This window comes from Exobacillus caeni (assembly GCF_005747095.1).
GTDB classification, from domain to species: Bacteria; Bacillota; Bacilli; order Bacillales; family Guptibacillaceae; genus Exobacillus; species Exobacillus caeni.
Genome location: NZ_SWLG01000017.1, coordinates 1 through 22,066, shown reverse-complemented (window position 1 = coordinate 22,066; position 22,066 = coordinate 1). Strand labels below are relative to the sequence as shown.

General features: G+C 41.2%; 24 protein-coding genes and 1 rRNA gene. 21 read left to right on the top strand and 4 right to left on the bottom strand.

Annotation, left to right across the window (positions count from 1 at the left end):
* The first annotated feature begins 16 nt into the window (after positions 1-16).
* On the top strand, positions 17-1,123 hold the full coding sequence (mutY, locus tag FCL54_RS18840; protein WP_138128486.1) for an A/G-specific adenine glycosylase: 1,107 nt from the start codon (positions 17-19) through the stop codon (positions 1,121-1,123).
* Between the two features lie 17 nt (positions 1,124-1,140).
* Positions 1,141-1,902, top strand: coding sequence for an SDR family NAD(P)-dependent oxidoreductase (locus FCL54_RS18835; protein WP_138128485.1), 762 nt, complete (start codon positions 1,141-1,143; stop codon positions 1,900-1,902).
* A gap of 40 nt (positions 1,903-1,942) precedes the next feature.
* Here FCL54_RS18835 and FCL54_RS18830 read toward each other — a convergent pair whose 3' ends face one another.
* A complete protein-coding gene (locus tag FCL54_RS18830) occupies positions 1,943-2,134 on the bottom strand; it encodes a hypothetical protein (protein WP_138128484.1) in 192 nt (63 codons plus the stop codon).
* 152 nt (positions 2,135-2,286) lie between these two features.
* Between FCL54_RS18830 and FCL54_RS18825 the strand changes: the two genes are divergently transcribed.
* From FCL54_RS18825 to FCL54_RS18780, 10 genes are all read left to right on the top strand, one after another.
* Entirely contained in the window at positions 2,287-2,475 is a 189-nt protein-coding gene (locus tag FCL54_RS18825) for a gamma-type small acid-soluble spore protein (RefSeq protein ID WP_138128483.1), read from the top strand.
* A 107-nt stretch (positions 2,476-2,582) separates the two neighbouring features.
* Positions 2,583-3,260, top strand: a complete 678-nt coding sequence (locus FCL54_RS18820; protein WP_138128482.1) for an SOS response-associated peptidase — start codon at positions 2,583-2,585, stop codon at positions 3,258-3,260.
* Positions 3,261-3,360: 100 nt separating this feature from the next.
* Positions 3,361-3,597: a hypothetical protein gene (locus tag FCL54_RS18815; protein ID WP_138128481.1), complete on the top strand. Its 237-nt coding sequence runs from the start codon at positions 3,361-3,363 to the stop codon at positions 3,595-3,597.
* Between the two features lie 226 nt (positions 3,598-3,823).
* Positions 3,824-4,351, top strand: coding sequence for a nucleoside tri-diphosphate phosphatase (gene ntdP / locus FCL54_RS18810; protein WP_138128480.1), 528 nt, complete (start codon positions 3,824-3,826; stop codon positions 4,349-4,351).
* A 154-nt stretch (positions 4,352-4,505) separates the two neighbouring features.
* Positions 4,506-6,251 carry an ABC transporter ATP-binding protein gene (locus FCL54_RS18805; protein WP_138128479.1) on the top strand — a complete coding sequence of 582 codons (1,746 nt, stop codon included), beginning with the start codon at positions 4,506-4,508 and terminating at the stop codon, positions 6,249-6,251.
* A gap of 214 nt (positions 6,252-6,465) precedes the next feature.
* The gene (locus tag FCL54_RS18800; RefSeq protein WP_138128478.1) at positions 6,466-7,440 is read left to right on the top strand and encodes an ABC transporter ATP-binding protein; all 975 of its coding nucleotides are present in this window, start codon (positions 6,466-6,468) and stop codon (positions 7,438-7,440) included.
* A gap of 11 nt (positions 7,441-7,451) precedes the next feature.
* Positions 7,452-8,429: an ABC transporter ATP-binding protein gene (locus FCL54_RS18795; RefSeq protein ID WP_138128477.1), complete on the top strand. Its 978-nt coding sequence runs from the start codon at positions 7,452-7,454 to the stop codon at positions 8,427-8,429.
* A 35-nt stretch (positions 8,430-8,464) separates the two neighbouring features.
* Positions 8,465-10,093, top strand: coding sequence for an ABC transporter substrate-binding protein (locus tag FCL54_RS18790; protein ID WP_138128476.1), 1,629 nt, complete (start codon positions 8,465-8,467; stop codon positions 10,091-10,093).
* Positions 10,094-10,157: 64 nt separating this feature from the next.
* Positions 10,158-11,162, top strand: coding sequence for an ABC transporter permease (locus FCL54_RS18785; protein WP_138128537.1), 1,005 nt, complete (start codon positions 10,158-10,160; stop codon positions 11,160-11,162).
* 45 nt (positions 11,163-11,207) lie between these two features.
* Positions 11,208-12,119, top strand: a complete 912-nt coding sequence (locus FCL54_RS18780) for an ABC transporter permease (RefSeq protein ID WP_138128475.1) — start codon at positions 11,208-11,210, stop codon at positions 12,117-12,119.
* Between the two features lie 62 nt (positions 12,120-12,181).
* Here the strand turns inward: FCL54_RS18780 and FCL54_RS18775 are convergent, their stop codons facing one another.
* Together FCL54_RS18775 and FCL54_RS18770 are read right to left on the bottom strand one after the other, a co-directional pair.
* A complete protein-coding gene (locus FCL54_RS18775; protein ID WP_138128474.1) occupies positions 12,182-13,255 on the bottom strand; it encodes an FUSC family protein in 1,074 nt (357 codons plus the stop codon).
* Positions 13,256-13,487: 232 nt separating this feature from the next.
* Positions 13,488-14,777 carry a glutamate-1-semialdehyde 2,1-aminomutase gene (locus FCL54_RS18770; protein WP_138128473.1) on the bottom strand — a complete coding sequence of 430 codons (1,290 nt, stop codon included), beginning with the start codon at positions 14,775-14,777 and terminating at the stop codon, positions 13,488-13,490.
* Between the two features lie 188 nt (positions 14,778-14,965).
* Here FCL54_RS18770 and FCL54_RS18765 point away from each other — a divergent pair, with 188 nt between their 5' ends.
* The 7 genes from FCL54_RS18765 (at position 14,966) to perR (ending at position 20,061) form a co-directional block, all read left to right on the top strand.
* Entirely contained in the window at positions 14,966-15,988 is a 1,023-nt protein-coding gene (locus FCL54_RS18765; protein ID WP_138128472.1) for an ABC transporter ATP-binding protein, read from the top strand.
* The gene (locus FCL54_RS18760; protein ID WP_138128471.1) at positions 15,972-16,763 is read left to right on the top strand and encodes an ABC transporter permease; all 792 of its coding nucleotides are present in this window, start codon (positions 15,972-15,974) and stop codon (positions 16,761-16,763) included. The genes FCL54_RS18765 and FCL54_RS18760 overlap by 17 nt, the downstream gene beginning before the upstream one ends.
* Before the next feature lie 3 nt (positions 16,764-16,766).
* Complete coding sequence (locus FCL54_RS18755) at positions 16,767-17,552, top strand: ABC transporter permease (protein WP_138128470.1); 786 nt, start codon at positions 16,767-16,769, stop codon at positions 17,550-17,552.
* A gap of 151 nt (positions 17,553-17,703) precedes the next feature.
* Positions 17,704-18,129: a potassium channel family protein gene (locus FCL54_RS18750; protein WP_138128469.1), complete on the top strand. Its 426-nt coding sequence runs from the start codon at positions 17,704-17,706 to the stop codon at positions 18,127-18,129.
* 59 nt (positions 18,130-18,188) lie between these two features.
* A complete protein-coding gene (gene bcp, locus FCL54_RS18745) occupies positions 18,189-18,659 on the top strand; it encodes a thioredoxin-dependent thiol peroxidase (RefSeq protein ID WP_138128468.1) in 471 nt (156 codons plus the stop codon).
* 305 nt (positions 18,660-18,964) lie between these two features.
* On the top strand, positions 18,965-19,513 hold the full coding sequence (locus tag FCL54_RS18740) for a cob(I)yrinic acid a,c-diamide adenosyltransferase (protein ID WP_138128467.1): 549 nt from the start codon (positions 18,965-18,967) through the stop codon (positions 19,511-19,513).
* Positions 19,514-19,632: 119 nt separating this feature from the next.
* Positions 19,633-20,061 carry a peroxide-responsive transcriptional repressor PerR gene (gene perR, locus FCL54_RS18735; RefSeq protein ID WP_425467151.1) on the top strand — a complete coding sequence of 143 codons (429 nt, stop codon included), beginning with the start codon at positions 19,633-19,635 and terminating at the stop codon, positions 20,059-20,061.
* Positions 20,062-20,108: 47 nt separating this feature from the next.
* On the opposite strand, the gene FCL54_RS18730 is transcribed toward perR, so the two are convergent.
* Positions 20,109-20,483: a YgzB family protein gene (locus FCL54_RS18730; RefSeq protein ID WP_138128465.1), complete on the bottom strand. Its 375-nt coding sequence runs from the start codon at positions 20,481-20,483 to the stop codon at positions 20,109-20,111.
* 198 nt (positions 20,484-20,681) lie between these two features.
* Here FCL54_RS18730 and FCL54_RS18725 point away from each other — a divergent pair, with 198 nt between their 5' ends.
* Positions 20,682-21,542, top strand: a complete 861-nt coding sequence (locus FCL54_RS18725) for a nucleotidyltransferase-like protein (RefSeq protein WP_138128464.1) — start codon at positions 20,682-20,684, stop codon at positions 21,540-21,542.
* Positions 21,543-21,970: 428 nt separating this feature from the next.
* Positions 21,971-22,066 (top strand): 16S ribosomal RNA (locus FCL54_RS18720); the annotation flags it as partial.

The window sequence follows — 22,066 nt, the reverse complement described above, 5'->3', positions numbered from 1 at the left end:
CACGGAGGAATCATTCGTGAACAAGACACACAATCTTCATAAAAGTTTAGAAAAGATAAATAAAGAGCGGTTTAACAAAGATCTCTTATCATGGTACCGATCAGAACAAAGAGATCTCCCGTGGAGGCAAAATCAAGATCCTTATCGAATATGGGTATCCGAAATAATGTTGCAGCAGACGAAAGTGGATACGGTGATCCCATATTTTAAAAGGTTTATAGAAAGTTTCCCAACTGTATATGATCTTGCAGCAGCCCCTGAGGATAAGGTGTTAAAAGCATGGGAAGGCTTAGGGTATTATTCCAGGGCAAGAAACCTTCAATCAGCTGTGAAAGAAGTTGTTGAAACATACAACGGGAAAGTGCCGGATACTCCTGAACAGATCGCAAACTTAAAAGGCGTGGGACCTTACACTGCTGGAGCGATATTAAGCATCGCTTACAATAAGCCGGAGCCTGCAGTAGATGGAAATGTGATGCGGGTGTTTTCCCGGATATTATCAATTTGGGATGATATTGCAAAGCCTTCAACGCGAAAAATTTTCGAGGAAGCTGTAAGAAAGCTGATTTCAGAAGAAAACCCTTCCCATTTTAATCAGGCTTTAATGGAGCTTGGGGCAATGGTATGTACTCCAAAATCGCCATCATGTTTATTATGCCCGGTTCAATCCCACTGCCAGGCTTTTGCAGAAGGAGTCCAGGATGAACTTCCGGTGAAGAGTAAGAAAAAACCGCCGAAGCCAGTTCCTATGGCAGTCGGAGTGTTAAAAACAATGGAAAATGAAGTGTTAATCCATAAACGCCCCTCAACCGGCTTGCTAGCAAACCTATGGGAATTTCCGAATCACGAAACACTGTCAGGCGGCAATGCCCAGGACGAGCAGTTACAGGCGTTTATAGAAGAAAGCTATGGGGTAGAAACCGAGATTGAGGAGCATGTTAAAAATTTCGAGCATGTTTTTAGCCACATTAAATGGAAGCTGGCAGTTTATTCAGGCAATGTTGTTAAAAAAGCAAGCGAAACAGAAGAACTTCGATTTGTTAACATAGACCAACTTGAGGAATTTACTTTTCCTGTATCTCATCAGAAAATAATCCAACTCTTAAAGGATGGAACTATTTAAGAAAGGAAGTGAAGGCTGTGGATTTAAACTTGAAGGATAAGAAAGTCTTTGTAACTGGCGGTTCAAAAGGCATTGGGAAGGCTATAGTGGAAGCTTTTGTGTCAGAAGGAGCACGAGTCGCGGTGGCAGCAAGAACGGAAGAGGACCTGTCACTTCTGAAGGATGAACTCGGCAAAAGAGTAACAGTCTATCAGGTGGATTTATCCGACGTGGATGAGAGAGGAAGCGTGTTCAAAAAGATCGTTAAAGAATTTGGAGCCCTTGATGTTCTCATAAATAATGTTGGCGGAAGCAATGGTGGGTCGGTCATGGAGACTGAACTGGTGCTTTTTAAAGAGGCGATGGAGCTTAACTTCTATAGCGCAGTCCACTTTAGCAAGCTTGCAGTACAGGAGATGAAAAAGAAAAAGGAAGGCGCTATTATCAATATCTCATCCATTTTCGGAAGGGAATCCGGGGGTAAACCGACATATAACAGTGCAAAGTCTGCGATGATTAGTTTTACAAAATCACTGGCAGATGAAGTGATAAAAGATGGAATACGAGTAAACGGTGTAGCCCCGGGAGCGATATTGCATCCTTCCGGTAACTGGCAAAAACGTCTTGATGAAAATCCAGAGAAAATAAATGCGTTTGTAGAGAAAGAAATACCAGCCGGACGCTTTGGAACAGCGGAAGAAGTTGCAAACGTTGTAGCATTTCTCGCTTCTGGCAAAGCTTCATGGATAGTAGGAGCAACAGTGAATGTTGATGGTGGACAATCCAGATCCAATTTTTAAAGCCGACTTTTGTCGGCTTTTTGTTTGGAATTTAGATGCTTCATTGGTTCAGCTTTTTCATGCCGCCGCGGTTTTCGATTTCTTTAATAATTTCATGATGCATGCTGACTCCCTCGCTATTAAGATAGGCGGCCATTTGCTTAAGATTACTATGATAAAAGGCGAGTTCCTGGTCCTGCCATTCGTTTTTGGGGATCATCGTTAATTCTGTAATATCGCGTTCAAAAGCCATGGGATTTCCTCCTTTATCACTGTTTATTTTTAGCTTCTATCCGCTGAATATGCAAGTTAGATAGCGCTGTAATGTGAAATAAATTCCTTTGAAAATTTCTTACATAACAACTCTTCAACTGGACATTCTATATATCGTGGAGGTGATACCAAATGGCAAAACAACCAGGTAAAACACAAGCTGGTACTAACGTTCAACACGTTAGACAAAAGAACCAACAATCTGCAGCTGGACAAGCTGGAGCTGAAGCATTCGGCACTGAGTTCGCTAGCGAAACTGATGCTCAACAAGTGAGACAACAGAACGCTAAAGCTGAACAGAAAAAAGGACAAAATTCTTAATCAACCTCGACTCAAGCAGGCGCTCCTCTATGGGAGCGCCTCTTGTAATATCATGCAGGTAAAAGGCCTTTCATATAGAATTGTTATAAGGATTGGAGGGTTCAACAATGTGCGGGAGATATAGCTTATTTACTGATTTGGAAACCATCCTTGAACGGTTTAGCATAGAAGCGGCTGCTGACGGCTTCGAATATGAACCGGCATACAATATTGCTCCTGGGCAGGAAATTGTAACAGTCATTAACTCAAACGGTTCAAATAAAATAGGAAAACTTAAATGGGGATTGATTCCCTTTTGGGCAAAGGATTCTAAAATAGGGAATAAGCTTATCAATGCCCGAGCCGAAACAATTGCAAAAAAGCCCAGCTTTAAACACTCGTTCCAAAGAAAGCGCTGCCTTGTCCTGGGAGACAGCTTTTACGAATGGAAAAAAGAAGACGATAAAAAAATCCCGATGCGAATCAGAGTCGATCAAGGAAGGCTCTTTGCAATGGCAGGGCTATGGGATAAATGGAAAGACAAAAACGGTGAATCCGTTTTCACCTGTACAATTATAACGACCAGGCCAAACGACTTGATGAAAGACATACATAACCGGATGCCTGTTATTTTATCAAAAGAAGAAGAACAAGCGTGGCTCGATCCAAGGAATCAAAACGCAAATGATTTAGAAGAATTATTGGTGCCGTTTCCTGAACACAAGATGGACGCTTACCGTATATCAAGCGCAATAAACTCCCCAAAAAATAATTTTCCGGAATGCATTAAACCGATAAGCGGTTAACCGTGTGACAAAACTACTCATTTCTCAACATAACTAGTCAAAGGATAATGTAATGCTTTTTTGAATTCAATTAGTGGAGAAAATGAGGGGAGTTGGACTTATGGATAGATTTAACGAACTGATCTACCAACAGTTAGAAATGGCAGACAGGATGATAAAGGCAGAAGAAGAGATCAGAGGCCTTGAGCATCGATTAAGAAGCGGAGAATGCGGCCATATTGATAATCTTGTCAGTGAATTAACGGAAAAAAGGCAGTCCTTCACCCAATTGGAGACTGATTTTGAAAACTTGATATCAAAAGTAATCAACTGTTACCAAAAGACAACAAAAGTGTAAAAATGGTGCTGCCTTTCAAAAAGGTGGCACTTTGTTTTTCTTTTCAATTTTTAAACGTTATAATAATAGGGAATAAAAGTAGAGCCAGCTTTATGATGTTTTTGATTTACGGAAAAAGGAAATAGGAAAGGCAAATGTATGCAAAGCGTTAAGAAAGAAGGAGGATGTGTTCCTATACTAACAAGGAGTCCATCGATTTCCGGAATTCTTAGGAAAGGAGCAGAAGATGAGTTTCCCTACGGCCGGAACGAAAATACCGATTCAAAGTTATAAACATAATGGAACCTTACATCGAACCTGGGAAGAAACCATTATACTAAAGGGAACATCAAAAGAAATCATTGGTGGAAACGATCGCATTCTTGTTACCGAATCTGATGGCAGACAATGGCGGACCCGTGAGCCTGCAATCTGCTATTTCAGCCCGGACAACTGGTTCAATGTGATCGGGATGATCAGGACGGACGGAATATATTATTATTGCAATCTTGGATCGCCTATCACTCATGATGAAGAAGCATTGAAGTACATTGATTATGATTTAGATATAAAGATTTATCCAGATATGACCTATAAATTATTAGATGAAGACGAGTATGCGCTTCATAAAAAAGAAATGGAATATCCTGAGGCGATTGATCGGGTTCTTCAGAAAAGCGTTAAGCAGCTGATCAGCTGGATCAACCAGAGAAAAGGCCCTTTTGAGCCAGGATTTATTGATGAGTGGTATGAGCAATTTTTACAGTACCGATAAAAAAACCACTCGTATCTTTTAAAAGGCATCTGTAGCTGCTGAGTTAAGAATGAAAACTGCATAAACCTGTCTGCAGCTTATCCAAGCAGTTTACAGAGCCTTCGAGCGCCTATAAAAGGCGCTCTTAAACTTTTGTAGTCAGAGGTGATTTGGTCTGGAAAGCATCAAAAGATATTTAAAGTTTGTTACTCCGTATCGGAAAGAAATATTTATAACGATTATAATCGGCATTTTGAAATTCGGAATTCCGTTGTTGTTGCCGCTTTTACTAAAGTATGTCATTGACGATGTTATAAATGCGAACGGCATGACCAAGGGTGAGAAGATCGACCAGTTGTTCTGGCTCATGGGGATCGGCCTGTTTATCTTTGCGATTATTCGGCCGCCGGTAGAATACTTCCGGCAATATTACGCCCAGTGGATCGGCAGCAAGATTCTGTATGATATTCGTGATCGGATGTTTTCACATATTCAGAACCTCAGCCTGCGATTTTATGCTAATAATAAGGCAGGAGAGATTATTTCAAGGGTAATCAATGATGTGGAGCAAACAAAAACGTTTGTAATAACCGGATTGATGAATGTCTGGCTGGATATGATCACAATCCTGATTGTGATTGGAATTATGCTAACGATGAATGTCTGGTTAACGTTGATAGCAATTTGTTTATTGCCTTTTTACGGATTTGCGGTTAAATATTTTTATGCGCGTTTACGCCAGCTTACTCGAAACCGTTCACAGGCACTTGCTGAAGTGCAGGGACATTTACATGAAAGAGTGCAGGGGATGACGGTAATCCGCAGCTTTGCATTAGAAGATTATGAACAGGAGCAATTTGATAAACGAAACTCAAACTTTCTTGAGAAAGCATTAAACCACACGCGATGGAATGCGAAAACATTTGCTACTGTAAATACAATAACAGATATTGCGCCTCTGCTTGTTATCGGCTTTTCCGGGTATTTAGTGGTAAGCCAGGGCCTGACAATCGGTGCGATGGTCGCGTTTGTTACTTATATGGATCGCTTATATAATCCGCTCCGAAGACTTGTTAACTCTTCAACAACCCTAACACAATCGATCGCATCAATGGACAGGGTTTTCGAATTTATGGATGAAGAATATGATATTAAAGATACCCCAGATGCAGTGCCGTTAAAAAATGTGAAGGGGAATGTTAATTTTGACCATGTCTCTTTTAAATATAATGAAGATGAACAGCCAGTTTTAAAGGATATCAACTTAAATGTCCAGACTGGTGAAACAATTGCGCTTGTAGGGATGAGCGGGGGAGGGAAATCTTCGCTTGTCAGCTTGATCCCGCGTTTCTATGATGTGACAGATGGGACGATTTACCTTGACGGTGAAGATATCCGTAACTTCCAGGTGAGGACGCTAAGAGATAAAATCGGAATGGTTCTACAGGATAACGTACTTTTTAGCGAGTCGGTTAAAATGAATATTTTAATGGGGAATCCGGAGGCTACCGATGAAGAAGTTGAACGAGCCGCCAGGGCTGCCAACGCCCATGGATTTATTATGAATCTCCCTGAAGGTTATGATACAAAAGTAGGCGAAAGAGGCGTTAAATTATCAGGGGGCCAAAAACAGCGGATCGCTATCGCCAGGGTGTTTCTGAAGAATCCTCCGCTGCTCATCCTTGATGAAGCTACTTCTGCCCTCGATTTAGAAAGCGAGCACCTGATTCAAGAGTCTCTGGAGAAATTAGCGAGAGAAAGAACGACCTTTATTGTGGCCCACCGTCTTGCAACAATTACCCATGCAGATCGGATCGTAGTGATCGAAAACGGAAAAATCAGCGAAATCGGCCATCATCAGGAACTTATGGCAAAACAGGGGGCTTACCATAAATTGTTCCAGGTTCAAAACCTTTCTTAACCAGGAGAGCAGCACAGGCTGTTCTCTTTTTTTGGTTATTTTACAGGCATTATTACCTGGTTCAAATTTACCAAATAAATAAAATAGTGGGAATAATGATAAATTTCCACAATATTTGACATTGATAAAGCGGAGATTTAATGCAATAATTATTAAGTATTAAAAGCATTCAGTCATTTCCGTTAATTAAAAATTATGTGAAAGGTGTGGGAACTTGGGGGAGACAATCTTAGAAGTAAAGGGCTTGCAAACCCACTTCTTTACTGATGACGGAGAAATTCCAGCAGTTAATAAAGTAGATTTCCATGTAGATAAAGGGGAAGTTTTGGGGATTGTAGGAGAATCTGGCAGTGGAAAAAGCGTAACATCTCTTTCTGTGATGGGCCTGGTTCCAAAGCCTCCTGGTAAAATCGTAGGAGGAGAAATAAATTTTAAAGATGAAAATCTTGTGAATGCTTCTGAAAAGAGAATGCGCCAAATACGCGGAAATGAAATAGCAATGATATTCCAGGAGCCGATGACCTCTCTAAATCCTGTGTTTACGATTGGTAACCAGCTTATCGAAGCCATCCGGTTACACAACAAATGGGATAAAAAGAAAGCGAAAGCGCGGGCTGTTGAGATTCTAAAACTAGTAGGACTGCCTCGGGCAGAAGAATTGATAGATGAATATCCGCATCAATTATCCGGGGGGATGAGACAGCGTGTCATGATTGCGATGGCGATGGCATGCGACCCTGAAGTACTGATTGCGGACGAACCTACCACTGCTCTTGATGTAACAATCCAGGCGCAGATCTTAGAATTGATGAAAGACCTGAACAAAAACAGGGGCACTGCTATCATGCTGATCACCCATGACCTTGGTGTAGTAGCGGAAATGTGCCAGCGAGTAGCTGTAATGTATTCAGGAAATATCGTTGAAGAAGGTACTGTTAAGCAGATTTTTAAGGAGCCCAAGCATCCTTATACAGTTGGCTTAATTAAATCAGTACCTGATATGACCAGCAAAAGAGAGCGGTTATATTCAATTCCTGGAAGCGTCCAGAAGCCTGGCAGCATAAAAGTAGGCTGTCCATTTGCTCCAAGATGTGAACATGCATTCGATCGATGCGTGTCGGAAACTCCGGCTTTGCTTGAAGCAGGGGATGAAGGGCAAAAAGTAAGCTGCTGGCTGCATCATGACTAGGAGGTAGAACCGTGACTGAAAAACTATTAGAGGTACAGGACTTAAAGAAATATTTTCCTATTAAAGGCGGAATTTTAGGGAGGCAAGTTGGCCAGGTAAAGGCGATCAATGGTGTATCTTTTTATATCAATAAAGGAGAAACACTTGGCCTGGTCGGCGAAAGTGGATGCGGAAAATCGACCACAGGCAGATCCCTTTTAAGGCTGATTGAACCTACTGAAGGGACGATCACTTTTGATGGAAAAGAAGTAACTTCGCTTTCCGGAAGAGAAATGCGAAAAATGAGACGTGACATGCAGATGGTTTTCCAGGATCCGTTCGCGTCTTTAAATCCAAGGCATACTGTTGAAAGAATAATTGAAGAACCGATGATCGTCCATAAGATGGGTACATCTGCTGAAAGAAAAAAACGGGTTCGGGAATTGTTGGAAGTAGTTGGATTGAACAGCTACCATGCAAAACGATATGCCCATCAATTCAGCGGCGGGCAAAGGCAAAGAATCGGAATCGCGCGTGCACTTGCCGTGAAACCAAAGCTTATTATCGCGGATGAGCCGGTTTCTGCACTGGACGTTTCCATTCAATCACAGGTTTTGAATTTACTCGAAGACCTTCAAAATGAGTTTAACTTAACTTATTTATTTATTGCCCATGATCTGAGTGTTGTTAAACATATAAGTGATCGTGTTGGAGTGATGTACCTTGGACAACTTGTTGAACTAACAGAAAGCGATAAGCTTTATGCTAATCCAAAACATCCTTATACAAGGGCATTGCTTTCAGCGGTTCCGATTGCTGACCCTGAATTTGAGCAAGAGCGAATCGTTTTGAGAGGGGATGTGCCAAGTCCGTCAAACCCTCCAAAAGGTTGTCCGTTCCATACGAGATGTCCGGAAGCAATGGACATTTGTAAATCAGTTAATCCAGCTTTTAGGGAAGATGATGAAGGTCACTATGTAGCTTGTCATCTGTATGATGAAGACAAGTGAAATAGATTAAGTAAAAAAAATGAGGGGGAAAGAGAATGAAGAAAAAAGGCTTTTTGCTAATGCTCTCCATGCTGATGGTTCTTTCTATCGCTTTAGCAGGATGTAGCAGCTCAGAAAACGGAAGCAATGATTCTTCATCCGGGAACTCGGATGATGGGGGCTCAACCCAAAAAACATTAGTGTTTGGCCGTGGAGGCGACTCTGTTGCACTTGACCCGGCGATTGTAACTGATGGTGAATCATTTAAAGTTACAAAGAATATCTTTGACACTCTGGTAACATATGGAGATCAAGATACTTCCATTAATGAAGGACTTGCAACTGAATGGAAAGTTTCAGATGATGGTCTGAAATACACTTTAAAGCTTCGTGAAGGTGTAAAGTTCCATGATGGAACAGACTTTAATGCAGATGCAGTAGTTTATAACTTCGACCGCTGGATGAATGCGGGACAGGATCAAAAAGGTAAATTCGCTTACTATGCTTCCATGTTCGGTGGATTTAAGGGCGATGAAGGCCATGTCATTAAAGAGGTTAAAGCAGTAGATGATTATACTGTAGAATTTACGCTAAATAGACCGCAGGCACCGTTCTTGAAAAACCTTGCGATGTCTCCGTTTGCGATCGCAAGCCCGGATGCACTTGAAAAGCAGGGCGACAAATTCGGTGAAAATCCTGTAGGAACTGGTCCATTCAAATTTAAAGAATGGAAAAGAAACGATCGAATTGTAGTTGAGAAAAATGAGGATTACTGGATGGATGGTTATCCGAAGCTAGACAGAGTTATTTTCCGTGCTATTCCTGACAACTCAGCTCGTCTGAACGCATTGAAAACAGGTGAAATCGACTTGATGGATGGCGTGAACCCTAGTGATGTGGAAGGGATTAAAGGTGATGATAATTTACAAGTATTCTTCCGCCCTTCTATGAACGTTGGTTACCTTGGATTTAACGTTGAAAAAGAACCGTTCAACAACAAAAAGGTTCGTCAGGCTCTAAACCATGCTGTTGACAAGCAAGCGCTTATCGATGCGTTTTACGAAGGACAGGCAGAACCTGCCAAAAACCCGTTACCGCCAGTTATCGAAGCTTATAACGACGAAATCGAAAAATATGAGTTTGATCTAGATAAAGCGAAAAAATTATTAGAAGAAGCCGGGTATCCTGATGGATTTAAGATGGATCTCTGGGCGATGCCAGTTCCTCGTCCGTACATGCCGGATGGAAAGAAAATCGCTGAAGCGATCCAGGCTAACTTCAAAAAGATCGGTGTAGACGTAAACATCGTATCTTATGAGTGGGCAACATACCTTGAAAAGGCCCAGGCCGGAGAAGCACCTGCTTTCTTATTAGGCTGGACCGGGGATAACGGAGACGCAGATAACTTCCTTTATGTTCTTCTTGACCAGGACAATATCGGAAGCAATAACTACTCCAGATATTCCAACGCTGAGCTTCATGAGATCTTAGTTAAAGCTCAGTCTACTCCGGATGAAGAAAAGCGTAAAGAACTTTATAAAAAGGCACAAGAAATCATTCATGAAGACGCTCCATGGGTGCCACTAGTACACTCTGAACCAGCACTTGGCGGAAAAAGTAACATCAAAGGCTTTACTCCACATCCAACTGGTTCTGACTACCTGACAAAAGTGTACTTTGAATAATTAACCGTGAGAGGGGAGTGGATAGCACTCCCCTCTCTATATGAAAAAAGAGGTGATTTTCTCGATGTTTTCCTATACGATCAGACGTATTTTAATGCTTATACCCGTACTCATTGGAATGACCCTCATTGTTTTTTCCTTAATTCGGGCGATTCCTGGTAATCCTGCACAGGTAATCCTGGGACAGCAGGCTTCTAAAGAAGCGGTAGCATCATTAACAAAAGAGCTGGGATTGGATAACCCCTGGTATGTGCAATATTTTGACTATATTAAGGGGATTTTGACAGGGGATCTTGGTACCTCTCTTCGGACAAGCTCTGCAATAAGCGGGGAAATCTGGAATTACCTCGCGGCCACAATAGAGCTCTCTTTTGTAGCAATGGTTATAGCGGTCGTCATCGGAGTGAATGCAGGAATTATAAGTGCATGGTTCCAGAATTCGTGGTTTGACTACCTTGCGATGTTTATTGCGCTTGTGGGTGTTTCGATGCCGATCTTCTGGCTGGGATTGATGGAACAATGGGGTTTCTCAATCGAGTTGGGCTGGCTTCCTTCTACTGGAAGAGAAGATGTCCGAAACCCGATTGAAGCGATCACCAATCTTTATTTAATCGATACGTTGATACAGGGCAGATTTGACCAGTTCGTTACGGCGTTTAAGCATTTAATACTTCCTAGTATCGCTCTTGGAACCATTCCGATGGCGATCATTGCAAGAATGACTCGTTCAAGTATGCTAGAAGTTATGAAATCGGATTATATTAGAACTGCCAGAGCGAAGGGGCAGTCAATGTTTTTGGTAGTATATAAACATTCTTTGAAAAATGCCATTATTCCAGTGTTAACTGTTATCGGCCTCCAATCCGGCCTATTATTGGGAGGAGCGATCCTGACAGAAACGATCTTTGGCTGGCCGGGAATAGGAACGTATATCTATGATGCGATTGGCTTCAGGGACTATCCAGTTATACAGTCAGGTATTTTAGTAGTAGCTACAATCTTTGTTTTTATCAACTTAATTGTAGACCTCCTGTACGCTGCCTTTGATCCAAGAATTAAATATAACTAGAGTTAAAGCAAAGAAAGAGGAAGTATTGATAAAGGAGGGGTAAATATGCCTGAATTGGCTCCCGAAAAACAGAAGCTTCCACCGGACCATCCGGGATTCGAGGTGGAAGAAAAGGTTTCATCACCATGGCTAGAAGCCTGGAAGTCATTTAAAAAGAATAAGCTAGCCATCACCGGCGCAGTAATCGTCCTTCTATTTATTTTGATGGCTTTACTTGCAGATTTTATCGCTCCCTATGGGATGAATGAACAAAGTTTAGCAGACAAAAACTTAGCTCCTTCCTCAGAACACTGGTTTGGTACAGATGATTTTGGCCGGGATATTTTATCACGAGTGATATTTGGAGCTAGAATCTCGCTGTGGGTCGGTTTTTTTGCGGTATTAGGTTCTGCGGTTGTCGGAAGTCTCTTAGGCATTATCGCCGGATACTTTGGCAGATGGGTAGATACGATCATATCTAGAATTTTTGATATCATGCTTGCATTTCCAAGTATTTTATTAGCGATTGCGGTAGTAGCTGTTCTTGGACCTTCTTTAAGAAATGCCCTTATCGCTATTGCGATCATCAACATTCCAAACTTCGGAAGGCTAGTACGTTCGAGGGTGTTGAGTGTTAAAGAGGAAGAATACATTATGTCCGCAAAAGCTATCGGAATGAGTAATGGAAGAATTTTATTCAGCCATGTTCTTCCTAATAGTATTGCGCCAATTATTGTACAGGGAACACTTGCTATTGCTACAGCCATTATTGAAGCGGCGGCACTTGGGTTCCTGGGACTGGGAGCTCAGCCTCCTCAACCTGAGTGGGGTAAAATGCTTGCAGACTCAAGACAGTACATTATTCAAGCGCCATGGACAGTATTTTTCCCGGGTCTTGCAATCATGCTCACAGTTCTAGGCTTTAACCTGATGGGTGACGGATTGCGTGACGCACTCGATCCGAGAATGAAAAACTAACATTACACAAGTGAAAGCGGATCAGCAAAAGGTGCTGACCCGCTTTTTGTTTTTGTCGTGTGTCACTCTATATTGATTTCAACTTCATTATCATCCTGGTGGTAACTGTAGAAGCTGTCCACTAACTTATCGAGGTGCTCTAATTCATCACTGTAATCGATTATTAGCCCGATGAGCGGGAAGATGGTCATCCACTTGCATTGCTCTACATTTTTATGATTGTAAAATTCTACGTATGCTTCTGTGAGGGATTTTTCTCCTTCATTAATTTCGCTTAGCAACTGTTCCGGTGACTGGTTTCGTACTTTACCTATATATTTTAAAAGAATGCGCTCATGATAGCTTGTCAGGTTATCCAGATGGACCTGTATTTCCTTTTGAAATAAATCCGGCATTTCTTTTAATTGAACATCATGTAGGTCGAGATTTTTCAGGATCGCGAGTGCTTTATCATTAGTTATATGCATTTGGCGGAATAAAACTAGTTTTCGGCCTTTTGTGTAGTCATACTTTTTTAAATAATCCCTTTCTTCTTTATAGAGCAAATAATATTGGTCGCTTTTTAGCATATCTTCCTTTAGTTTATTAAGATTCTCTTTTAAAACTTTATGTTCGGCATCGTTTCTAGTTGCAAGGCGGATCCACTGGGTAATATACCCCATGTTGCTTACGATTTTGTTATACAGTTTGGTTTCGTATTTAGGCGGAATAAAAACCAGGTTAACGACAAATGAACACAAAACGCCAACCATAATAACCAGAAAGCGGTTAGAAGCAAACGCTATAAAGCTTTCTTCAGGTGTTCCCATAATTAAAATAACGGTCACGACTGCAAGCGGTATTGTCTTTTCGATCTTTAGCTTGATCATGATTCCGATCGTTATAATGGCGACCAGACCTACTACGAATGGGCCGTTACCGAACATAAGTACAAATACTACAGCAAAAACGGCACCGATAATGTTAGCCTGGATCTGTTCAAGGATGGTCTGATAAGATCTGTAGATCGAAGGCTGAATCGCAAATAATGCAGCAACTCCTGCAAAGGCAGGAGGATTAAGATTCAACAAGGATGCTATATATAGAGCCAGAGTAATCGCAATACCTGTTTTTAATATTCGAGCTCCAAGTTTCATTAATTATATAATCCTTTCTGAAAACATAGTGCTTTTACAGAGAATGCGTAAAAGAGCATTTTCAACAGTATCGAACGTACTATACAACTTTTTCAAAAGATAAGCAATCTAATTTTTGGATAGTTATTTGTTTCCCTTATGTCAGCTAGAAAAAACGGATAAAGAAAGTAATGGAAATAATAAAAAGAGGCTGACTTAAAAGCAAAGTGTCAGCCCCGTAAATTTCCTATTGTCATTTTAGCTCTTTAAAAGAGTGTTCAACTGCTGTTAATGTCTTATCGATGTCTTCCTCAGTATGTGCGATCGTTAGAAACCATGCTTCATATTTGGAAGGGGCAAGGTTGATTCCCTGGTTCAGCATCAGTTTAAAGAAACGACTGAACATTTCCCCGTCTGAGTTCTCAGCCTGTGTATAGTTGGTTACTTCTCCAACATTAAAGTAAACGGTCAGGGCACCTTTTAGACGGTTTATGGTTATCGGAATATTGTGCGCCTCGGCAAGTTTTAGGATACCTTCTTCCAGTTTAGCTCCTAACCTGTCGAGGCGATCATAGATCCCTTCTTCCTGTAGAACCTCTAAACAAGCGATGCCCGAAGAGATGGAAGCGGGATTACCGGCCATCGTGCCGGCCTGATAGGCAGGCCCAAGTGGTGCAACTTGCTCCATTATCTTCCTTTTTCCGCCGTAAGCGCCGATTGGAAGGCCACCTCCGATGATTTTTCCTAAAGCGGTCATATCTGGCTCTATTCCAATTAAATTCTGTGCCCCTCCATACATAAAACGGAAGGCGGTGATCACTTCATCATAAATAACAAGGGAACCAAGGTCGTGGGAAATTTCGTTTACCATTTCGAGGAAACCTTCCACTGGCTCCACAATGCCAAAGTTTCCAACGATGGGTTCTACAAGCACCCCTGCGATCTGATCGCCCCATTTTTCCATGGCATGCTTAAAGCTATCGATATCATTGAAAGGGACAGTGATGACTTCCTGTGCGATGCTTTTTGGTACACCTGCAGAATCAGGATTTCCAAGCGTGGAAGGGCCGGAACCTGCAGCAACAAGGACAAGGTCAGAATGTCCGTGATAGCATCCAGCGAATTTAATGATCTTATCTCTTCCTGTGTAGGCGCGTGCAACCCTGATAGTTGTCATTACTGCTTCCGTCCCTGAATTTACAAAACGTACTCTTTCAAGGGAGGGGATTGCCTCCTGGAGCATCTTAGCAAATTTATTTTCGAGTCTGGTAGGAGTGCCATATAAAACCCCGTTTTCAGCAGCTCTGGTAATTGCTTCAGTAATATGCGGATGGGCATGTCCGGTGATGATGGGACCGTATGCCGCTAAGTAATCTATGTATTGGTTACCGTCAACATCCCAGAAGTAAGCTCCTTTGGCACGGTCCATAAATATCGGGGTTCCACCACCAACTCCTTTAAAGGAGCGTGAGGGACTGTTCACTCCACCGAGAATAACATTTTGCGCTTCTTCGTAATACTTCTCAGAATTAGGGAAATTCATAGCGACCTCCTGGTTAATCAAACGTTTGTTTAACTTCCTTTTTCTATAAAAGACACTTTTATATTGTAGCACGGAATACAAATCAAATGAAAAGTCAAGTCAGGAGTCAAGCTGACTAAGCGAAAAAATTGTTTCGTTTAGAAGTATCGGATAGACTAATGGTTGGTGAATCATTGGAGGGAAGAAAAATGTCAAATGCGATTGAAGTGAAGGAATTGCGGAAAGAATTCAAGTCTTATTCCAGCCGTTCGGGTTTGAAAGGGGCTTTTCGTGATTTATTTACTAGAAACTATAAAGTAATTCCTGCTGTTGAAGATATTTCTTTTACAGTAAGGCAGGGAGAAATGGTTGGTTATATAGGAGAGAACGGAGCCGGAAAGTCAACTACGATTAAAATGCTGACGGGAATCCTTACCCCAACCTCCGGGCTTGTTCAAGCAAACGGTATGAATCCTCATAAAGAAAGGGAAAAATTCGTCCAGACAATCGGTGTTGTGTTCGGGCAGCGGTCCCAATTGTGGTGGGATATTGCCGTTCAGGAGTCGTTTCGCCTTTTAAAAAAGGTGTACCGAGTGTCGGATGAGGATTATAACGAGCATATGAATCATGTGATCGAATCACTTGATATCGGCCCACTGTTAGATAAACCGGTACGAAAACTTTCTTTAGGACAGCGGATGAGATGCGAGCTTGCAGCAGCACTGCTTCATAATCCCCCGCTGCTGTTTTTAGATGAACCTACGATTGGCCTGGATGTGCTTGTTAAACTGAAGATCCGAAACTTTCTTAAAGAGATCAACGAAAAATATAACACTACCATCTTGCTGACAACCCATGATTTAAGCGACATTGAAGCGCTATGCGAGCGGGTTGTGATGCTTGATGAAGGAAAGATTATTTATGATGGAAAGCTAGCTGAGCTTCGTTCCAACTGGGGTGAAGGGAAACAAATCGAATTCCAGTTTTCCAACCAGGTCGACGATCAGCAGCTCGATCCACTGGTGAAGGAGCTCGATGTGTTCTGGACGAAAGGGGATCGGCATAACGTATGGGTCGCAAACGTACCGCACGAAGAAGAAGTGATTTCTGAACTGATCGGTAGAGTTGTGGCCGCACATAAGATTACAGACATAAAGATCCATGAAATTTCAACAGAAGAAATTATCCGAAACATTTATGAAGAGGGCGTTATCCATGGCAAAATACGTTGAGATGATCCGGATTCGCTTTCTCATGATGCTTGCCTACCGGACGAACTATTATAGCGGAATCTTGATTTACAGCATTAATATCGGCGCATATTATTTTCTCTGGTCAGCCATCTACGGCGGCAAAGAGTCGATAGAAGGGCTTTCTGTTATTCAAATGACAACATACATTGCGGTAGCCTGGATGGCAAGGGCGTTTTATTTTAATAACATCGATAGGGAAATCGCCCTTGAGATTAAAGAAGGGAAAGTTGCTGTCGAGTTAATAAGGCCATATAACTATCTGGTTATGAAAATGATGCAGGGGCTAGGAGAAGGGATTTTCCGGATCAGCTTCTTTTCTTTTCCAGGAATGATCATTGTCAGCCTTATTTTTCCGATTGATTTTTCAGCTGCCGTTTCCATTTGGCTTTACTTTTTCTTATCGCTTGTTTTTAGCTTCTTTATCAATACCCAGATCAACCTGTTGACAGGAATCATGACCTTTTTCTTCTTTAACAATGATGGATTGATAAGGGCGAAGCGGGTTGTGATCGACTTATTTTCAGGCTTGATTTTGCCGATCAGCTTTTATCCGGGATGGGCGCAACAAATCATGGATTACCTACCGTTTCAGGCTATCAGTTATATTCCGAGCATGATTTTCACAGAAGGATTTACTGGCGCTGAAATTCCAGAGGCGATTCTTTTTCAAGTGGTATGGGCAGTTATCTTAATTATTCCGATCCAATTGTTCTGGTACCTGGCCAGAAAGCAATTGATTGTCCAGGGGGGGTAGAGCATGTTTTATGTATCAATGTTTTTTCAGTACTTATCGCAATATATGAAAACAAGGCTAACCTACCGTGTGGACCTGTTTGTCGAGATATTTTCTGATCTATTGTTCCAGGCAGTCAACCTGATCTTTATCCTTGTTGTTTTTGGCCATACCCAGTTTCTAAGCGGATGGACAAGAGATGAAATCATCTTTATATATGGATTTTTCCTTGTTCCTTTTGCGTTCTTTTCCTCCTTCTTTAACATCTGGGATTTTAATGAACGATATATTGTTAAAGGGGAAATGGACCGAATCTTAACGCGGCCGATCCACAGTCTGTTTCAAATCATCCTCGAACGGATGGAATTGGAATCGCTGTTTGGCGTCATTACAGGACTTGCGGTTATGTTCTATGCAGGAAGCAGATTGGACCTATCAATTTCCTGGTACGATCCCTTCGTTTTCATCGTCCTGGTACTCGGAGGTGCTCTTGTGTATGGAGGCATTTTTGTTATTCTTGCAAGCATCAGTTTTTGGTCGGACAGCAGAACGAGCATCATGCCGATGATGTACAATATAGGAAACTATGGACGGTATCCTGTAAACATCTATAATAAAGTGATCCGATTTATTTTGACCTGGATTTTGCCGTTTGCCTTCGTCGGTGTTTATCCATCTGCCTACTTTCTTGGAAAAGAGGAATGGTATGGATATGCCTTTTTAACGCCCGTAATGGGCATTGCATTTTTTGGTATATCCGTAATTCTTTGGAACATTGGCGTAACGAAATATAGAGGAGCAGGAAGTTAGAGCCGGAAGAGATTTCTTCTGGCTCTTTTCTTGCTGTATAAGAATGTGACTATTTTAGCAGAGGAGAGTGCTCCGCCCCATTGAAATTTTTCCTGGAAAAGGCTGTCCTATCTATGATGGCTAGCTCATAAGTTAAGAATGAGGTGGTCTTATGCTATGGCTGTTTATTCTTACGATTGGCTTAACAGTTATGAGTGTCTGGGGAAGCTTCGTTTCATTACTAAAACGTACAAGGGTTCCCGGGAGCTTAATATCCGTTTATAAATTGATCATGCTTTTCCTGGTGTATATGACCTTGATTACTGCGTTTGGCAGTCTCTACCTTGTTTTTTTAATGGTTGATGTTCCGGTACTTCAGCAGGGAAGCAAGGCATTGATGGGTTCTGCGATCGAGCAGATTGAATCTGTATTATACTTTAGTGCGGTAACATTGCTCTCGGTTGGGTACGGGGATATTACACCGGTTGGGGTCGGAAGGTGGATTGCAATCATAGAGGCGCTTATCGGTTACCTGATGCCAGCAGCTTTCTTTGTCACAACCATTATAGAGTACAAGAAACATCCCTCTGAGTTGTAACTTTTCATTAAATTGGTTACGCTTAAGGTAGATAGTTTATTTCTAGAGGAGGGCAAAGAATGACTGTTGAAGTAGGGCAAAAAGCACCTGATTTTTCGTTGAAGTCAAATAGTGGAGAAGAGGTTTCCCTTGCTGACTACAAGGGGAAGAATGTTGTATTATACTTTTACCCAAAAGATATGACACCGGGATGTACCACAGAAGCGTGTGATTTCCGTGATAGCCATGAAAGCTTCAGTGAACAGGACACGGTAATATTAGGAGTAAGCCCGGATCCGATTGAGCGTCATAAAAAGTTTATCGAAAAGCATGATCTTCCTTTCTTGCTCTTAGCCGATGAAGATCATGAGGTAGCGGAGAAATACGGTGTATGGAAACTGAAGAAAAACTTTGGGAAAGAATACATGGGAATCGAACGCTCTACTTTCATAATCGATAAAGAGGGAAACCTTGTAAAAGAATGGCGGAAAGTTCGTGTGAAAGACCATGTTGAAGAAGCATTGAACTTCATAAAAGAATACCTTTCATAAAAACAGCTGTTTAAAACCTCTGCCATATATTTGCGGAGGTTTTAAATTTAAGTGAAAATGAAGGCGTACGTCCATACAATATCACTGCAAATTACATAACCTGTAGAGAATCATACCTACCTCGGCCTAAAGAGCGAGTTTTCTTTCTCGCTCTATTTTTGTTTAAAAGGTGTTTTATTTTAGAGATTACAGAAAGTTTCGTATAATTAGGGGAGGATACGTAAAATTACATAGTTTTAGAAACGGTAGATTAAAGACCTGTTTAGGGAGAATTAGCAAATATATTAGAAACGGGGGTATTGATGGTGAAAATCTATACGAAAACTGGCGACAAAGGAACGACTTCCCTTGTATACGGAAGCAGGGTTTCAAAAAATGACGTTAGAGTGGATGCGTACGGAACCTGTGATGAAGCAAACTCTCAAATTGGATTAGCATTAAGCTTTTTAGGTAATATTGATTTTGAAGGGAAAAAGGAATTTGAAGAAACGTTTCATAAAGTGCAAACCGCATTGTTTCATGTAGGAGCAGAACTCGCAACACCTGAAGGAAAAAAGGTATCCTGGACGGTGGGAGAAGAGGATGTGACCTACCTGGAAGAAAACATCGATAAATGGGACGAGGAACTCAAGCCTTTGAAAAATTTCATATTGCCTGGCGGCCATTCTTCAGGAAGCGCACTACATGTAGCGAGAACAATCGTAAGGCGTGCAGAAAGGTCTACTGTTGGAATCGAAGGGGTTAATCCTCTCGTTTTAGCTTATTTAAACAGGTTGTCTGATTTCTTGTTTGTGGCAGGAAGGTACATTAATCAAAAGCTCGGTGTTGCAGAATCTGTTCTCCATGAAGAATAATCAACTAATAGGGTGTAGCATACTAATATTGACAAAACCTTGAAGAACGATGTACACTATTTATAAATATTATAAAATAAGAATGTGTTTTGAAAGTGAGGTGCATGACGGTGTCAGATATGCGGCTGCAAGAAGCGATTGATGCAATGAAAAATTCCGGAGTTCGGATCACTCCGCAACGTCATGCGATTTTAGATTTTTTAATACAGTCTATGTCCCATCCAACTGCGGATGAAATATATAAAGCGCTTGAAGGAAAGTTTCCGAATATGAGTGTAGCTACTGTTTATAACAACCTAAGAGTCTTTAAAGAGATTGGTCTAGTTAAAGAACTGACGTATGGCGATTCTTCAAGCCGCTTTGATTGGGTGACAACCGATCATTATCATATTATTTGCGATGACTGCGGCAAAATGGTCGATTTTCATTATCCAGGTTTGGATGAAGTTGAGACATTAGCTGAGCAGGTAACAGGCTTTAAGGTCGGGGAACACCGTATGGAGATTTACGGGACGTGTCCTACCTGCCAAAAGAAAAAGCAACATTAAAAAACTCGCCAGGAAATCCTGGCGAGTTTTTTTATTCGGATAGAGGATTATTTTTGTTTTTCCATTTGTTTTTGATATTTTTTATTGTTGTATTTTTCATCGAATTCCTTTCCTTCAAGGGAAGGGTCCAGCGTTAACGGCTGCTTGCAATACATACAAGCGTCAACTTTTCCAAGTACTTTTGTTGTCTTGTGGCAATTGGGGCATTCGACCTGGACTGCTTTAGTCGAGAGCATGCCGATCCAAAAATAAACGACAGCACTGGCCATTGTGGCTAAGAAACCGATAATCATGAAGATAGTCATTAAAAGAACGGATGTTTTGAAGAAGATTCCTATATACATAATCAAAATCCCAATAAAAACAAGACTCAGGGCGAACGTACGGATTTTGTTTATTTTGTTGGTGTATTTTAATTGCATGTTTTTCCCTCCTGCCAAACAGTATAGCATATGAGTGTCTAATAAGGTATTTCTGTATTGCCAGGACATGAAAAATTCAAATTTTTCCCGTTGCAGAAAAAGTGAAAGGATTTATAATAGAGCCTGTTGAATAAGTTAGATAATCACATGTTTGGCAAAAGTCTTTATTTGAACTTTACATATTTGGAGGACTTATGAATGGAAAACCTACTTCGTCCAATCTACCAGGAACGGGCAAGTCATAAAGATACGCTCGGTATATTAGTGATTGAAAAAACACAACCGTTAAGCCCTTTAACGGATAACTTTGATGTGGTCTTGCTCGTTATTACAAAAAACAATGAGACATATTGGTTTGTAAAACATTACGAGTTTGAAGGCAAAAAGGCAGCTCTTCATATCGTTAGTGAAGAAAAACTTCAGGATTGGCTCATGTCAGGAAGCAACAGACGGATTATTTCATGGATTGTGAACGGAAAAGTAATCTTTGACAGGAACGAGTATGTTGCCAATTTGAAAGAAACAATCCGCTATTTTCCTGAGGAAGAACGAAAAAAGAAGATAGGCATTGAATACGCAAAACTTATTCGGAGATTTACCGATGGAAGAGTATTGTATAATTCAAAGCAATTTTTAGATGCCTACAATTTTATTTTGCATGCCCTCCATCATATGGCCAGGCTTTCGGTGATTGAACATGGATTCCACCCGGAAATAACAGTCTGGAGTCAGGTGAAGCATATTGAACCAGAAATATTTAAGCTTTACAATGAATTACTTAACAGTGAAGAGCCACTTGAAAAGAGGCTGGAGCTGTTATTGATCGCAAATGACTTTTCTTTAAGCTCAAAATCGAAGCTTGGGGGAGCGCACCTCAGACAGGTGATGACCAAAAAGGAAACATGGTCCTACCAGGAATTATTGGAAGAGCCTGAATTGAAGGATTATGGAGTAGACCTCGGCGCGTTACTGGAACACTTGATTGATAAAGGGCTAATTAACATTGAGATTAAAGAGACAAAAGGTGAAGGGATCTTCAGCAGGTTATATAAAGTTTAACTAATATAGGAGCGGTTGATACTGCGCAGAAAAGATTTGACGGCCTTTCTTCTGCGTGGTATATTTTTAAACGCTGCTGTAAATGTTGCGCGATAATCAAGTTGACAATAACAGCATCCAAATGCTACATTAATAAAGTCGCTGTCAGCTAAATAAACTAATATTTATTGTTGACTTCTGCGAAAACAAGTTATATAATAATTTTTGTCGCCGCAGTATCAGTGAGGTTATTGTGAGCGAAAAAACTTCTTTAAAAGTTGTTGACTTCTGCGAAATAAGATGATATACTTAATCTTGTCGCTGAAAACGACGAAACGCATAAAGGATTACTGGCTATAGGCCATCACATCCTGTGCATCGTAGTTCTTTGAAAACTGAACAAAACGCCAAGCGAATTAAGCTTTAAAGCAAGCTAGATTGAACTTATCTTATCGGAGAGTTTGATCCTGGCTCAGGACGAACGCTGGCGGCGTGCCTAATACATGCAAGTCGAGCGAAGAGATGGGAGCTTGCTCCCTGATCTT